The following is a 15425-nucleotide window of genomic DNA, read 5'->3' on the forward strand; positions in this document are numbered from 1 at the left end:
GTGTTGGGAATCGGCTCGCCGGATCACCCGTTCGGCCGCAGGGGGAACCTGCCGGACGGCAAGCCGGATCACGCTCCGCGAGCGGCTGTCCGGGCTTGCAGAACGTGACAATGATTCGGCTTTTCGGGTTCTTGTCCAGAACGATAACACGTTCTACTTTCTCTGGGGTGGCATACAACATCGCAGATCTTTTCGAGCACGCCGTCGATCTGGTGCCAGATCGCGTCGCCGTGGTCTGCGGCGAGCGGCGGCTGACCTTCGCGCAGCTGGACCGGCGGGCCAACCGGCTCGCGCACCACCTCACGGCCCGCGGCCTCGGGCCGGGCTCCCACATCGGGGTCTACTCCCGGAATTCCATCGAGGCACTGGAAACCATGCTCGCGGCCTACAAGATCCGCGCGGTGCCCATCAACATCAACTTCCGCTACGTGCCGAACGAACTGCGCTACATCTTCGGCAACGCCGACCTCGCCGCCCTGGTGCACGAGCGCCGCTACAGCGACAACGTGGCCAAGGTCCGGCCGGATTTCCCCGAGCTGCGCGAGGTTCTCGTCATCGAGGACGGCAGCGACGCCGACTACGCGGGGTACGGCGGCATCGAGTACGAGTCGGTGCTGACCGGCCGGTCCGACGAGCGGGACTTCCCGGAACGCAGCGCCGACGACCTCTACCTGCTCTACACCGGCGGCACCACGGGCATGCCGAAGGGCGTGATGTGGCGCCACGAGGACGTCTGGCGGGTGCTCGGCGGCGGCATCGACTTCATGACCGGCGAGGCGATGCGCGACGAGTGGCAGCAGGCCCGAGCCGGCGCCGAGAGCGGCGGCCTGGTCCGGTTGCCCGCCGCGCCGTTCATCCACGGCGCCGCCCAGTGGGCCAGCTTCGGCAACCTCTTCGCTTGCAGCGCAGTGGTTTTCGTCCCGCAGTTCGACGCGCACGAGGTGTGGCGGGCGGTCGAGCGGGAGCGGGTCAACGTGCTGGCGATCGTGGGCGATGCGATGGCCCGGCCGCTCATCGAGGCGTTCCACGAGGGCAGCTACGACGCTTCGTCGCTGGTGGCGATCTCCAGCAGCGCCGCGCTGTTCTCGCCATCGGTGCAGCGCCAGTACCTCGATGCGCTGCCCAACGTGGTGATCACCGACTCGATCGGCTCCTCGGAGACCGGGTTCAGCGGCATCGGCGTCATCGGGCGCGACAGCGCGCAGACCGGCGGCCCGCGGGTCAACGCCGATGCCGACACCACGGTGATCAGGGACGACGGGAGCTTCGCGGATCCCGGCGAGATCGGGTGGCTGGCGCGCAGCGGGCACGTGCCGCTGGGCTACTACAAGGACGAGGAGAAGTCGCGGTCGGTGTTCGTCGAGATCGACGGCACCCGCTACGTCGTCCCGGGCGACTACGCACGGATCGAGGACGACGGCACCGTGACGATGCTGGGACGCGGCTCGGTGTCGATCAACACCGGCGGCGAGAAGGTCTTCCCGGAGGAGGTCGAGGCCGCGCTCAAGTCGCATCCCGACGTGTTCGACGCGCTGGTCGTCGGGGTGCCCGACGAGCGGCTCGGCCAGCGGGTCGCGGCCGTGGTCCAGCCGAGGGCCGGCGCGACGCCGGGACTCGCGGACCTCGACGCGCACGTCCGGGAGTGGATCGCGGGGTACAAGGTGCCGCGCAGCCTGTGGCTGGTGGACCAGGTCACCCGCTCGCCCAGCGGAAAGCCCGACTACACCTGGGCGAAGCGGCACACCGAGACGCACGAGCCGGCCGACGTGCACAAGCCGTCGCGGCGCGAGACAGCCACCGAACCGAGCTGAGGATCAATGCGTACGAGAATTTGTGACACCTTGGGCATCGAGCATCCGATCGTCGGCTTCACGCCTTCCGAGCACGTCGCGGCCGCGATCAGCCGGGCCGGTGGGCTGGGCGTGCTCGGCTGCGTCCGGTTCAACGACGCCGACGAGCTGGACGCCGTGCTGGACTGGATGGACGACAACACCGATGGCAGGCCCTACGGCGTGGACGTCGTGATGCCCGCGAAGATCCCCACCGAGGGCGCGGCCGTCGACCTGCAGGCCTTGATCCCGCCGGAGCACCGGGAGTTCGTGCAGCGGACGCTGGCGGACCTCGGCGTGCCGGAGCTCGCCGAAGGTGAGCAGCAGGCGGACGGCGTGCTCGGCTGGCTGCACTCGGTCGCGCGGTCCCATGTGGACGTTGCGCTGCGCCATCCCATCCGGCTGATCGCCAACGCCCTCGGCTCGCCGCCGGTGGATGTCATCCGGCAGGCCCACGAGCACGACGTGCTGGTCGCCGCGCTGGCCGGGAAGGCCGAGCACGCCCGTCACCACGTCGACAACGGAGTGGACATCGTCGTGGCACAAGGGCACGAGGCCGGCGGGCACACCGGCGAGATCGCCACGATGGTGCTGGTGCCGGAGATCGTCGACGCGGTCGGCGACCGGGCGCCGGTGCTGGCGGCCGGGGGAATCGGGTCCGGTCGGCAGATCGCGGCGGCGCTCGCGCTCGGCGCCGGCGGCGCGTGGCTGGGTTCGTACTGGCTGACGACCAGCGAATACCAGCAGATGCCGGGCAACGCGGCGACGCAGCAGGCGCTGCTGGCGGCGGGCTCCAGCGACACCGTGCGCTCCCGGATCTACACCGGGAAACCGGCCCGGCTGCTCAAGACCCGCTGGACGGACTCGTGGGCGGCCGACGACGCCCCCGAGCCGTTGCCGATGCCGCTGCAGAACATCCTGGTCAGCGAGGCCCACCAGCGCATCATGCGCTCCGGCGATCCGGGCGTGGTCTCGATGCCGGTGGGCCAGATCGTCGGCCGGATGAACAAGATCCGGCCGGTCGCCGACGTCATCGCAGACCTCCTCGCCGAGCTGGACGAAACCATCACCACCCTGAACAAGCTCCGCTGAGCCTCAGGAATCGCGGCGCAGCGCCCAGAATCCTTCGTTCTCCGACAGGATGTGGAAGCTGGCCCCGCCGTATTCCTTGGCGTAGTCGCGCATCTCCTCGGCCGTCTTGTCCGGCTCGTAGACGGCGACGTAGTCCGGGACGAAACCCTCGGTGTTGCCGGGGAAGAAGACCCGGCAGCGGTCGGTGAGGTGCGCGATCGTGGGGTTGTTGGCCAGGACCGTGGCGCCGTCCGGGATCTGCTCCAGCACGCTCTCCGCGGCGACCGGGTCCTGCTCGAAGCGCTCGTCGTTGCTCTTGGTCAGCTGCCCGACCGGCAGCATGACGCTGAGCGCGATCGCCGCCGCCAGGACCAGCCCCGGCAGGTGCGAGGCGTAGCCCCGCAACCAGGACGGATGCGTCTCGCGCAGCCGGGCGATCGCGTCGACCATCGCGAGCGTGACGATCGGCATCAGCACGGCGTTGTAGTGCCAGTCCGTGCTCCAGTAGTGCTCCTCGACGGACGCGAACCGCCAGCCGAGAGTCGGGAGGATGGCCAGCAGCACCGGCGAGCGGAGCGCGATCAGGCCCGTCGTCGGGACCAGGAGCCACAGCGTGGTGCTGAACTTCTCGCCCACGCCCTCCAGCAGCGAGGCGGGGAAGGGGGTGTCGCCGGAGATCTTGTCCCAGTACCGGTACGCGCCCGTCGGGCTGAACGACGGGATGACCAGCAGCGTGACGCAGGCCCAGATGACGCCGAACAGCACGGCGCTCGCCACGGCGACCCGGGCGAACCGCTTGTCGTGCCTGGCGCACCACGCCAGCACCAGCGCCATCGCCGCCGCGGTGAGGGCGAGATCGTCCTTGACCAGCACGAGCGGCGCGGTGAGCGCGAGCGCGCGCCACCACCGCTGCGCCAGCATCGCCTCCAGGGCGAAGGCGATGAGCGGGACGGCGAAGCAGATCTCGTGGAAGTCGAAGTCGACGGCCAGCTGCACGCCCCAGGACAGGCCGTAGGCGACGCCCACGGTCCATCCCCGGGTGCGCCCGAGCAGGCGGGTGGCGGCCCGGGTGACCGGCACGACCGAGAGCGCGAACAGGGCCGCCTGCGCGACGAGCAACGTCTGGGCGGAGGGGACCAGGTAGTACAGCGGCGCGAGCAGGACCAGCACGGGGCTGAAGTGGTCGCCGAAGATCACGAACCCGGGGCCCAGCAGGTCCGCGACCGGCGCCCGGCCCTCGGCGTAGGAGCGCACGACCTGTTCGAAGATGCCCAGGTCGAACGACATCGAGCCGTAGCTGTTGTAGCGGGACAACGACAGCCAGGCGTAGCAGCCGAAGAACGCCGCCCACAGCAGGAACAGGACCGCCTGGTTCGACACCGCCCGGCGGCTGCGGGCCGCGGCGGTGGTGGGAACGGCGGTGGTGATGCTCATCGGGACTCCGTCGTGATCGGGGTGCTGGGCGTGATGGGCGGGTTCGAGGCGGACGAGGACGGGACGACCACCGTCGCGGCGGAAGTGGCGAGCGTCGGTGCCGGGCCGGCGGGAACCACGGGCTGCTGCTCGCCGCCGTCGGTCGTCACCGTGACCGCGACGGCTATCGCCACCACGGCGGCCGCGCCGGTGACCCCGGCGGCGATCTGCTGGCGCAGCAGCCGTCGCCCGCCGCGCTTGGTGATCTCGCCGGCGGGCAGCGGCGACGCGTGCCGCTCGGCTTCGGCGACGGCGCGGCGGAATGCCGCGCGCACCTGGTCTTCCGCCGCTTCGGCGGGCTCGAAGTGGTGGTCAGGCACCGTGGTCCTCCGCGCGCAACATGTCGCCCATCCGCGCCGCCACCGCGGCCCTGCCCCGTGCCAGGTGGGTCTTCACGGTTCCGGTGGACATCCCGGCCTCCTCGGCGATCTGCGCGACGGACAGGTCGCAGACGTAGTGCAGCGCCATCACGAGCCGCTGCCTCGGCGGTAGCTGCCGCAGGATCGCGGACAGCGTGAGGAGCCCTCCCGGGTCCGGCTCGTCCGCGACGGCCGGGCGCTGGCCGGCGAGCCGGACCCACGCCTGCGTCGCGCGCTTGGCGCGGTGCCACCGGCTGATGGCCACCCGGGTGGCGGTGACGCGCACCCACGCCTCCGGCGCGCCGTCGTGGAGCAGCGCGCTCCGGTGCGCCCACGCCCGCGCGAATGCCTCGTGCACCACGTCCTGGGCTTCTTGGACATCACCGGTGACCAGGCACAGCTGACCGATCAGCCGCCTGGCCGACAGCGCGTAGAACTCCTCGAACTCTTCGACCGTCAAGACTCGCGTAACCCCCGTGCGGTGTCCCTCATGAACCCTGTACTCGGCTGGGACGTTCCGGGTTGACATCGCGGGAGGATTTCCCGCCCCGATGTGATCACCATCACGTCGCCGCTCGCCCGGCGCCGTGGAAATCCACTTAGGACGGCGGATCGGCGCCGGGTGCGGCTAGTCGCGGGGCTCGACGAGCGCTTGCAGCAGCTCGCGCAGGGTTTCCTGCTGCTCCGGGGAGAGCGGGGTGAGCGGGGACCGGGTGCTCAGCCGCCGGACCACGGTGGTGCGGCTGCGCCGGCCGGCCGGGGTGAGCACGATCTGCTTGGCGCGCCGGTCGGTCGGGTGCGGCCGGCGTTCGACCAGGCCCTGCTGTTCGAGCCGGTCCAGCACGAACGTGGCGTTGGAGGCCTCGCAGGACATCCGGGCGGCGAGCTCCCGCGCCGTGATCGGTTCGGAGAGCTCGCGGAGCGCGACGACCTGCGACGCGGTCAGGCCCAGTTCCTCGGCGACGCGGCGCACGTGGACGTCGAGGGTCTGCGCGAACTGGTGCACCAGCTTGCACACGTCCCGGTCGATCTGGCTGCTCGTCGACGGATCCCTCGCCATGGGTCGAGTCTAGCGGCGATGATTCGAACTGTGATAGTTCTAATTCACATCATGTGAGTTCGAACTAGTTGGGGGTTTCGTGCCGCTTCCCTTGCTGTCCCTGATGCTGGTCGTTTTCGGCTTCACCACCGGGGAATTCGTGATCGCGGGCATCCTGCCGGACGTCGCCGCCGACCTGTCGGTGTCGCTCCCCGCGGCCGGCCTGCTGGTGACGGCCTACGCGCTGGGCATGATCGTCGGGGGACCGGTGGTCACCGTCCTGACCGCGCGGCTGGCCCGCAAACCGCTCATCGTCGGCCTCATCGCCGTGTCCCTCGCCGGGAACCTCGGTTCGGCGGTGGCGCCGAACTACCCGGTGCTCCTGGTGGCGCGGTTCGTCGCCGGCCTGGTCGTGGCCACGTTCTTCGCCGTCGCGATCGCCACCGCCGTCTCGATGGCCCCGGCGGACAAGCAGGCCTCGACCGTGGCGAAGGTGGCCCTCGGCATGAACCTGGGCATCATCCTGGGCACGCCGATCGGCACCTTCATCGGACACGACTTCGGCTGGCGGGCGACGTTCGCGGCCGTCGCCGCGCTCGTCGGCGTCGCCTTGCTGCTGGTGCTGCGCTTCGTGCCGGCCCAGCCCGCGGTCGCCACCGGGCCGGTCCTCGCCGAGCTGCGGGTGCTCGCGCGCCGCGACGTCCAGCTGGCGATCGGCCTCACCGCGGTGGGCAACGTGGGCGTGGTGACCGTCTTCTCGTTCATCACCCCGCTGCTCACCGACGTCAGCGGCTTCGCCGCCGGGGCGGTCCCGGTGCTGCTGCTGGTCTACGGGGCGGGCGCGGTGGTCGGGAACTTCCTCGGCGGCTGGCTGGCGGACAAGGCCCTGATGCCTTCGCTGGCCGGTCTGCTCGCCGTGCTGGCCGGGACCTTGGCGCTGTTCTGGCTGGTCGGCGGCATGCAGGTGCCCGCGGCGGTGCTGACGTTCGTGATCGGCGTGCTGGCCTTCGCGATCATCCCGGGCATGCAGGCCCGCGTGCTGGCCGCGGCCGGTTCCGCGCCCACGCTGGCGGTGGCGGTCAACGCCGCGGGCTTCCAGGTCGCCGCCGCGTTCGCCGGATGGCTGGGCGGGCAGGTCATCGACAGCGGCCTCGGCCTGCGGTCGATCTACCTCGTCGGCGCGCTGCTCACGGTGGCCGGGCTGGGCATCGCGGGCTTCATGCTGCAGCGCGACCGCCTGCCGGCCCACCGCTCCTGACACCGAGAGACGAGGAATTTCCCATGGATGGCAAGAAGTTGAGCGGCAAGGTCGCGCTGGTGACCGGCGGATCGCGCGGCATCGGGGCGGCGACCGCCCGGGCGCTGGCGGCCGACGGTGCGACGGTGGCGATCAGCTACGCCACGTCCGGCGACCGGGCCGAGGAAGTGGTGGCGGAACTCGAAGGCGCCGCCGCGTACCGGGCCGACCAGGGCGATCCGGGGCAGGTGGCCGATCTCGTCGGAGCCGTGGCCGCCGATTTCGGGCGGCTGGACATCCTGGTGAACAACGCCGCGAGCTTCGTCCGCGGCCGGGTCGACGCCGACGCCGATCCGGCCGCCCTGGAGCGCCAGATGGCCGTCAACGTCGGTGGGGTCACCGCGGCCATCCGGGCCGCTGCGCGGACGATGGGCGAAGGTGGGCGGATCATCACCGTCGGCTCCATGCAGGCCACCCGCGCCGGGTTCCCGGGCGTCGCCGACTACGTGTCGACGAAGGCCGCGATCACCGGCTACAGCAAGGGCGCCGCCCGGGACCTGGGGCCGCGCGGCATCACCGTCAACGTCGTCCAGCCCGGCTCGGTGGCGACCGAGATGAACCCCGACGAAGGGCCGTTCGCCGACGTCCAGCGCTCGGCGAACGCGTTGGGCCGGTTCGGGAGGCCGGCGGAGGTCGCGGCGGCCATCGCGTTCCTGGCCGGGCCCGGCGCGTCGTTCATCACCGGCGCGGTCCTCGACGTCGACGGCGGCTACCTGGCCTGATCGGGCACCGGGGAGTAGCGGGTGGTCGAGCGGTGCCAGATCGGATCCGCGGTTTCGCGGCCCTCCGCGGCCAGTTGGCGCTTGACGACCTTGAAGGTCGCGGTGCGGGGGAGTTCCGCCGCGAGCCGGACGTAGCGGGGCCACTGCTTGGGGCCGAGATCGGATTGGGCGGCGAGGAAGTCGTGGAGGGTCGCGGGGTCGAACCCCGGCGTCGCGATCAGCGCGGCCATCACCTGGTCGCCCACCTGCGGATCCGGGATGCCGTACACGGCGGCCTCGGTGATCTCGGGGTGGCGCAACAGGATTCGCTCGATCGGCGCGGTGCCGAGGTTCTCGCCGTCCACCCGCAGCCAGTCGGCCGAACGGCCGGCGAAGTGGCAGAAGCCGTCCGCGTCCAGGTAGGCGAGGTCGCCGCTCCAGTACATGCCGTCGCGCATCCGCTCCGCGTCGGCTTCCGGGGCGTTGTAGTAGCCCGCGAACCAGCCCGAACCGGCGGTGTTGACCAGCTCGCCGATCGCCTCACCGGGATTGAGCAGCCGGCCGTCGGCGGAGAATTCGGCCCGGGCACAGGGTTTCCCGGTGTCCGGGTGGAGCACCGCGACGCCGTCGGGAAGCCTGCCCAGCGCGCCGGGCGGCGTGTCGGGAGTGCGGGCCACCGCTACGCCGCCCTCCGAGGAGCCGAAACCGTCGACGACGCGGCAGCCGAACCGCTCGCCGAACCGCGCCAGGTCCCGTTCGTTGCCCTCGTTGCCGTACACCACGCGCAGCGGGTTCTCAGCGTCGTCCGGCCGTTCCGGGGTGGCGAGGATGTGCGAGAGCGGCTTGCCGACGTAGTTGGCGTAGGTCGCGCCGAAGCGCCGCACGTCGGGTAGGAAGCCGGAGGCCGAGAAGCGGCTGCGCAGCGCGATGCCCGCCCCGGCGGCCAGGCCGACCGCCCAGCCCGCCATCAGGGCGTTCGAGTGGAACAGCGGCATCGACACGTAGGTCACGTCGTCGCCGGTCAGGCCGAAGCGGTCGGCCAGCATCCGGCCGGGCGCGGCGATCTTGCCGTGCGTGCAGCGGACCGCCTTCGGCTCTCCGCCGGTGCCGGAGGTGAACACCAGCACGAGCAGGTCATCGGGCGTCGCGGGCACGGGATCGACCGCGCTGCCGGCGTGCTCGACGAGCAGCACCTGCCACCGCGGCTCGTCGATGACCAGCAGCTCCGCCGTCCCGAGGTCGAGGCCGTCCAGCAGTTCCGCGTACGCGCTGTCGGTGACGACCAGCTGGCAGTCCGCCAGCCGGACATCGCGCGCCAGCGCCGCCCCGCGCCGCGTCGGGTTCAGGCCCACGACCACCGCGCCGGACAGGGCCGCGCCGCCGAGCAGGAACGCGAACTCCGGGACGTTGCCGAGCAGGACACCGACGTGGAAGGGGCCGGGGCGGCGCAGGGATTCCAGCAGCGAGGCGTACTGGGCGCAGGCGCGCACCTTCGCCGACCACGTCCAGGCGCGGTCCTCGAACCGCAGCCCGCAGCTGTCGTCGTCGGCGCGGGCGAGCAGGAGATCGGTCACCGTCGGCGTCATGTCAGACCGCCAGGGCGTCGCCGAGCCGGCCCAGCTGGTCGGCCGCGCCGCCGAAGGAGAACTCGTTGCGCTTGGCCGCGACGAAGTAGCGGTGCAGCGGGTGGTCGACGTCGATGCCGACGCCGCCGTGCACGTGGACCGCGGTGTGGGCCACCCGGTGCCCGGCGTCGGCCGCCCAGAACTTCGCGGTGGCCACCTCGGTCGCGCACGGCAGTCCCTCGTCGACCCGCCACGCCGCCTGCCACAGCGTCAGCCGCGCGGCCTCCACGTCGATGAACGCGTCGGCCAGCCGCTGCGCGACGGCCTGGAAGCTGCCGATCGGCCGCCCGAACTGCACGCGTTCGCGGGCGTACTCGGCGGTCAGCTCCAGCGCCCGCTCGAGGACGCCGACCTGGTGCGCGCAGGTGCCGATGGTGGCCCGGGTGAGCAGCCAGTCCAGCGCCGCCGGATCGTCGCCCAGCACCCGGTCGTCGCCGACCCGCACGCCGTCGAGCTCCACCCACGCTTCGCTGTCGGAGTCCACGATGCGCTGCCGTTCCACCGACAGTTGCGCCGGTTCGACGAGGAAGACCCTCGGTCCGTCCGATGTGGACGCGGGAACCAGCACGAGATCGGCGACCGCGCCGGCCGGGACCGTGGTCTTGGCGCCGGTGAGCACCCAGCCGTCGCCGGAGCGCTCGGCGCGGCAGGCGGGACGGCGCGGGTCGGGGTTGTGCTCCTCGGTGAGCGCGGCGGTCAGCACCAGCTCGCCCTTCGCCGCTGGGACGCCCCAGCGCTGCTGCTGATCGGGGTCGCCGAAGCGGGCCACCGCCGCCGTGGCCGTGGTGATCGAGGCGAGGTAGGGCGCCGGGGCGACCGCGCGTCCCAGCTCGATCAGCACGGAGCACTGCTCCAGCAGCCCGAAACCGCCGCCGCCGACGGAACCCGGCAAGGCCGCCGACAGCACCTCCGCCCGGGCCAGATCGGTCCACAGTGCACGGTCGAACCGGTCCGGCTCGCGCTCGACCTCGCGCAGCCGCTCGTTCGTCACGCGATCGTCGAGGATCTCCCTGGCCAGCCCGCCCAGATCGAGCTGCGCCTCGGTGCACGAGAAGTCCATGAACCCTCCCTAGGGGCCTTCACTGCGGCGAACGGTGTCGTGAGCGAAGATTCCGGTTCTCACCGGAGTGATCGCTGAGTGTGGTGAGTGGGTCGTGAGTGGAGGTTCTTACCGGAGCGATCGCTCACGACTAGCGCTTCGCCGGGGGCAGGCCGAGACCCACCGCGGCGACGATGTCCCGCTGCACCTCGTTGGTCCCGCCGCCGAAGGTCAGGATCAGCGACGAGCGGTGCATTCGTTCGATCCGGCCGCGCAGCGCCGCGCCCCGGGAGCCCTGCCGCACGTATGCGGCGCTGCCCAGCACCTCCATCAGCAGGCGATATGCCTCGGTGGCGAACTCCGTGCCGTACACCTTGGTCGCCGATGCCGTGGCCGGCGCGGGCTGCTGCTCCGCGGTCGTCGCGATCTTCCAGTTGACCAGCTTGAGGAACTCCGCCCCGGCGTGCACGCGCGCCAGGTGCCGCCGCACCCACTCCTGGTCCAGCACCCGGCGCCCGTCGGTGAGCCGCGTTTCCCGCGCCCACTCCTGCACCTCGTCCAGCGCCAGCCGCAGCGGGGCGGCGGAGGTGAGCGCGACGCGCTCGTGGTTGAGCTGGTTGGTGATCAGCGGCCAGCCCTCGTTCTCGGCGCCCACCAGCGCGGAGGTGGGCACGCGGAGATCCTGGTAGTAGGTGGCGCTGGTGGACGGCCCGGCGACGGTGTGCACCGGCGTCCAGGAGAAGCCGGGCGCGGCCGTGGGCACGATCAGGATGCTCAGGCCGCGGTGCTTCTTCGCGTCGCGGTCGGTCCGGCAGGCCAGCCACACGTAGTCCGCGTACTGGATCAGGCTGGTCCACATCTTCTGGCCGTTGATCACGTACTCGGCACCATCGCGGTCGGCCGTGGTGCGCAGCGAGGCGAGGTCGGTGCCCGCCTCCGGCTCGGAGTAGCCGATCGCGAAGTGGATCTCGCCGCCCGCGATCTTCGGCAGGTAGTGCGACTTCTGCTCCGGGGTGCCGAATCGCATGATGGTCGGCGCGATGCTGTTGAGCGTCAGGAACGGCACCGGGGCGCCGGCGATCGCCGCCTCGTCGGTGAAGATCAGCTGGTCCAGCATGCTCCGGTTCTGCCCGCCGTACTCCTCCGGCCAGCCCAGCGCGAGCCAGCCGTCCGCGCCCATCTGCCGGACCAGCTGCTTGTAGGCCGCGCCGTCGCCGTAGTCGCCGTGCGCGGTCAGTTCGTCGCGGAGCTCCGGTGTCATGAGCTTGCCGAAGTAGCGGCGCAGCTCTTTGCGCAGCTGCTCCTGCTCGGGCGTGTAGGCGATGCGCATGCATCCCTCCTGCGTCGACGGGAGAGCGTGTGAAACATGTTTCACCAACCATAGTCCGGATGTGGCGAGGTGGTCGATACATCGCGCTGCCACGAGTGATTTTTCGCGGGCGCCGCGTCGCGTTCGGTCGTGAAAACCGGTTCTACGGCGACACGGCGTTCGGATCGGTCCCCGAATGGAGCAGTCACCGGGGGTCGGTTGGCTCGTTGTGCGGGCTGGATGGCTGATCGATGTGGCCCGGATGGTCGGTCCTCGCGAATCGGTAGAACTGGTTGCAACGTCAGATATCAGCGCATTCGGCGAATATTCCTCGATCTGCTCTCCGGCTCTTGATTGCAAGTGAGAACACGTTCTACTGTGGCTTGGATAACAGTGCGGGCGATCACGATGAGGTGACCAACCGTTGAAGGCAGCGGTGCTCAAGGGGAAGCGAAATGGTTCGCCAGCTCGTGACCTTCGACTGAGCCGGGAGGCGCGGTGAGCTTGGACGGGAAAGTCGCGATCGTCACCGGAGCAGGTGCGGGGCTCGGTCGCGCGGAGGCGCTGGCCCTGGCCCGGGCCGGTGCGAACATCGTGGTCAACGACGTTTCAGACGGTGCGGCGACGGTGGTGGCCGAGATCGAGGAGCTCGGCGTCAAGGCCGTGGCGGTCGCCGGGGACATCTCCGACAGCGCCGTCGCGCGCGAACTGGTCGACACCGCGGTGCAGCGCTTCGGCGGCTTGCACGTGGTGGTGAACAACGCCGGAGTGCTGCGGGACCGGATGTTGTTCAAGATGAGCGAGCAGGAGTGGGACGACGTGATCCGCGTCCACCTGCGCGGCCACTTCCTGTTGTCCCGCAACGCCGCCGCGCACTGGCGGGACGAGTACAAGCAGACCGGATCGACCTACGGCAGCGTGATCAACACCGCTTCGGAGGCGTTCCTGCTCGGCTCTGCGGGGCAGCCGAACTACGCGGCGGCCAAGGCGGGCATCGCGGCGCTGACCGTGTCCACGGCGCGGGCGTTGGGGCGGATGGGTGTGCGGGCGAACGCCATCTGCCCGCGGGCGCGGACGGCGATGACGGAGGAAGTCTTCGGCCCGGCACCGGAAACCGGCGTCGACCCGCTGTCGACCGATCACGTCGCGCCGCTGGTCGCCTACCTGGCCGGTCCCGCCGCGCAGGCGATCAACGGCCAGGTCTTCGTGGTGCACAGCGGGATGATCGCGCTGATGGCGGCGCCCGTCGTCGAGCAGCGCTTCGACACCGGCGGTCCGTTGTGGACGGAGGACGAGCTGGCCGGCACCCTCGGCGCCTACTTCGCGCAGCGCGACGCGGAACGCAACTTCGCCAGCACCGAGCTGCTTTCCCTGCCCTAGCCATACCCAGAGCCAAGAGAGTCCCCAGGCGAGGAGGAGCCAGATGGCCCTGACCGTGCGGCAGCATCTCGACGCCGCGGCGCTCAAAGACGGATTGCTGCTGGTCGACGGCCAGTGGCGGCAGGCCCGCGCGGGCCGGACCTGGACGCACCACCACCCGGCGACCGGCGAGGCGATCGGCGACTTCGCCGTCGCCGATGCCGACGACGTCGACGACGCGGTCCGCGCCGCGCGCCGGGCGTTCGACGAAGGCCCGTGGCCGACCATCCGCGCCGGCGAGCGGGTGCGGCTGCTGCGCCGCTGCGCCGATCTGCTGCGCGAGAACGCCGACGACCTGCGGGCCCGCCAGGCGCTGGACAACAGCGTGCCGCTGTCGTTCGGCACCGTCTACGCGGGATCGGTGGACGTGGCGGCCGACGTCTTCGACCACCACGCCGGGTGGATCGACAAGGCCGGCGGCGACACGCTGCCGCCGTACCAGGGCGGCGACCACTTGGCGATGACCTTCCGCGAGCCGGTCGGCGTGGTGGCCGCGGTGCTGCCGTGGAACGCGCCGTTCCTGCTGTTCGCGCAGAAGATCGCGCCCGCGCTGGCAGCCGGGTGCACCGTGGTGCTGAAGCCGTCGGAGTACGCGACGTTCAGCGTGCTGCGGATGGTGGAACTGCTGCTGGAGGCCGGGATCCCGGACGGCGTGGTCAACGTCGTCACCGGCCCCGGCGACCCGACCGGCGAAGCGCTGATCACGCATCCGCAGGTGGACAAGGTGAGCTTCACCGGCAGCCGCGAGGTCGGCCGCCGCATCGTCGAGGCCTCCGCGGGCACCATGAAGCGCGTGTCGCTGGAACTCGGCGGCAAGAGCCCGGCCATCGTCTTCCCGGACGCCGACGTGAGCCTGGCGGGCATGACCGCGATGGGCATGGTCACCCTCGGTCTCTCCGGGCAGGCCTGCGTCGCGCACACCCGCGCGCTCGTGCACCGCGACGCCTACGACGAGTTCGTCGGCGCCGCCGAGCTGATCGCCGGCTCGGTCACCTACGGCGACCCGTTCGACCCGGGCGTGCTGTCCAGCCCGCTGATCAACCAGCGGCAGCTGGACCGGGTGCTGGGCTTCATCGACAAGGGCCGGGAGGAAGGCGCGCGGCTGGTCACCGGCGGCGGTCGGCCGGACGGCGACCTCAGCACCGGCCACTTCGTGCAGCCGACGGTCTTCGCCGACGTCGACAACGCGATGACCGTCGCGCAGCAGGAGATCTTCGGCCCGGTGCTGACGGTCGTGCCGTTCACCGACGAGGACGAGGCGGTGCGGATGGCCAACGACTCCGAGTACGGCCTCGGCGCCGGGGTGTACACATCGGACGTCCGGCGGGCGTTCCGGGTGGCCAAGCGGATCCGCACCGGCACGGTCGGGATCAACGGGTTCCAGGTGGAGCCGCACCTGCCCTTCGGCGGCTACAAGCAGTCCGGGCTCGGCCGGGAGGGCGGCCGCTCCGCGTTCGAGGCGTACACCGAGCTCAAGACCGTGCTGCTGCCGCTGACCGACGAGTTGATGTGACATGCGGTTAGCGGACAAGGTCGCGATCGTCACGGGCGCCGCGCGCGGGCAGGGCGCGGCGACGGCGCGCCGCTTCGTCGCCGAGGGCGCCAAGGTGCTGCTGGCGGACGTGGCCGACGAGGCGGGCAAGGAGCTCGCCGACGAGCTCGGCCCGGCCGCGGTGTACCAGCACCTCGACGTCGGCTCGGAGGACGACTGGGTCGACGCGGTGCGGGCGGCGCGCGAGCTCGGGCCGGTGGGCGTGCTGGTCAACAACGCCGGGGTGCTGCACTTCTCGGAGCTCGCGGACACCAGCCTGGCCGACTACGAGCGGGTCATCCGCGTCAACCAGATCGGCACGTTCCTGGGCATGCGGGAGGTGATCCCGGCGATGCGCGAGGCGGGCGGCTCGATCATCAACGTGTCCTCCGTGGAGGGTCTGGGCGGCATGCCGCTGCTGGTGGCGTACTCGGCCAGCAAGTTCGCCATCCGCGGGATGACGAAGGTCGCCGCGATGGAGCTCGGCAAGCTGGGCATCCGGGTCAACTCGGTGCATCCCGGGGCGATCGACACCCAGATGATCCACGAGGCGGCGGGCGGCCAGGTCCCGATGGACCACGTCGGCAAGCGCGTCGCGCTGGGCCGGGTCGGGCAGCCGGAGGAGATCGCGTCCCTAGCGGTCTTCCTGGCCAGCGACGAGAGCTCTTACTGCACCGGCGCGGAGTTCACGGCCGACGGCGGCGCAACGGCAACGCACGCACTCGCCTGACCA

At 71.2% G+C, this 15425-nt stretch carries 14 protein-coding genes; 7 read left to right on the top strand and 7 right to left on the bottom strand.

Annotated elements, in window-relative coordinates:
• Positions 1-167: 167 nt before the first annotated feature.
• On the top strand, positions 168-1811 hold the full coding sequence (locus AB0H93_RS15815) for an acyl-CoA synthetase (protein ID WP_358572799.1): 1644 nt from the start codon (positions 168-170) through the stop codon (positions 1809-1811).
• Positions 1812-1817: 6 nt separating this feature from the next.
• Positions 1818-2921 (top strand): nitronate monooxygenase, encoded by a 1104-nt coding sequence (locus AB0H93_RS15820; protein WP_358572801.1) that lies wholly within the window; start codon positions 1818-1820, stop codon positions 2919-2921.
• A 3-nt stretch (positions 2922-2924) separates the two neighbouring features.
• On the opposite strand, the gene AB0H93_RS15825 is transcribed toward AB0H93_RS15820, so the two are convergent.
• The 4 genes from AB0H93_RS15825 to AB0H93_RS15840 all read right to left on the bottom strand — a co-directional run bounded on the left by AB0H93_RS15825 (position 2925) and on the right by AB0H93_RS15840 (position 5792).
• On the bottom strand, positions 2925-4334 hold the full coding sequence (locus AB0H93_RS15825; RefSeq protein WP_358572803.1) for a DUF2079 domain-containing protein: 1410 nt from the start codon (positions 4332-4334) through the stop codon (positions 2925-2927).
• Entirely contained in the window at positions 4331-4693 is a 363-nt protein-coding gene (locus AB0H93_RS15830; protein ID WP_358572805.1) for a hypothetical protein, read from the bottom strand. The genes AB0H93_RS15825 and AB0H93_RS15830 overlap by 4 nt, the downstream gene beginning before the upstream one ends.
• Positions 4686-5192 carry a SigE family RNA polymerase sigma factor gene (locus AB0H93_RS15835; RefSeq protein ID WP_358572807.1) on the bottom strand — a complete coding sequence of 169 codons (507 nt, stop codon included), beginning with the start codon at positions 5190-5192 and terminating at the stop codon, positions 4686-4688. Before AB0H93_RS15835 ends, AB0H93_RS15830 begins: the two co-directional genes overlap by 8 nt.
• Before the next feature lie 168 nt (positions 5193-5360).
• Entirely contained in the window at positions 5361-5792 is a 432-nt protein-coding gene (locus AB0H93_RS15840) for a MarR family transcriptional regulator (protein ID WP_358572809.1), read from the bottom strand.
• A gap of 79 nt (positions 5793-5871) precedes the next feature.
• On the opposite strand from AB0H93_RS15840, the gene AB0H93_RS15845 reads away from it, so the two are divergent.
• Entirely contained in the window at positions 5872-7029 is a 1158-nt protein-coding gene (locus AB0H93_RS15845) for an MFS transporter (RefSeq protein WP_358572811.1), read from the top strand.
• Positions 7030-7052: 23 nt separating this feature from the next.
• Positions 7053-7790, top strand: coding sequence for an SDR family oxidoreductase (locus tag AB0H93_RS15850; RefSeq protein ID WP_358572813.1), 738 nt, complete (start codon positions 7053-7055; stop codon positions 7788-7790).
• Here the strand turns inward: AB0H93_RS15850 and AB0H93_RS15855 are convergent.
• The 3 genes from AB0H93_RS15855 to AB0H93_RS15865 form a co-directional block, all read right to left on the bottom strand.
• The gene (locus AB0H93_RS15855) at positions 7778-9355 is read right to left on the bottom strand and encodes a long-chain-fatty-acid--CoA ligase (protein ID WP_358572815.1); all 1578 of its coding nucleotides are present in this window, start codon (positions 9353-9355) and stop codon (positions 7778-7780) included. The two genes, AB0H93_RS15850 and AB0H93_RS15855, sit on opposite strands and share 13 nt — an antisense overlap.
• A 1-nt stretch (position 9356) precedes the next feature.
• Complete coding sequence (locus AB0H93_RS15860) at positions 9357-10454, bottom strand: acyl-CoA dehydrogenase family protein (RefSeq protein ID WP_358572817.1); 1098 nt, start codon at positions 10452-10454, stop codon at positions 9357-9359.
• A 130-nt stretch (positions 10455-10584) separates the two neighbouring features.
• On the bottom strand, positions 10585-11763 hold the full coding sequence (locus tag AB0H93_RS15865) for an acyl-CoA dehydrogenase family protein (protein WP_358572819.1): 1179 nt from the start codon (positions 11761-11763) through the stop codon (positions 10585-10587).
• A 477-nt stretch (positions 11764-12240) separates the two neighbouring features.
• Between AB0H93_RS15865 and AB0H93_RS15870 the strand changes: the two genes are divergently transcribed.
• From AB0H93_RS15870 to AB0H93_RS15880, 3 genes are read left to right on the top strand one after another with little or no spacing between them, the layout of a single operon-like run.
• Positions 12241-13122: a 3-oxoacyl-ACP reductase gene (locus AB0H93_RS15870; protein ID WP_358572821.1), complete on the top strand. Its 882-nt coding sequence runs from the start codon at positions 12241-12243 to the stop codon at positions 13120-13122.
• A 43-nt stretch (positions 13123-13165) separates the two neighbouring features.
• Positions 13166-14674: an aldehyde dehydrogenase family protein gene (locus AB0H93_RS15875; protein WP_358572823.1), complete on the top strand. Its 1509-nt coding sequence runs from the start codon at positions 13166-13168 to the stop codon at positions 14672-14674.
• A gap of 1 nt (position 14675) precedes the next feature.
• On the top strand, positions 14676-15422 hold the full coding sequence (locus AB0H93_RS15880) for a glucose 1-dehydrogenase (RefSeq protein ID WP_358572825.1): 747 nt from the start codon (positions 14676-14678) through the stop codon (positions 15420-15422).
• Positions 15423-15425 lie beyond the last annotated feature (3 nt).

Source organism: Saccharopolyspora sp. NPDC050642, from assembly GCF_040654735.1.
GTDB classification, from domain to species: Bacteria; Actinomycetota; Actinomycetes; order Mycobacteriales; family Pseudonocardiaceae; genus Saccharopolyspora; species Saccharopolyspora elongata.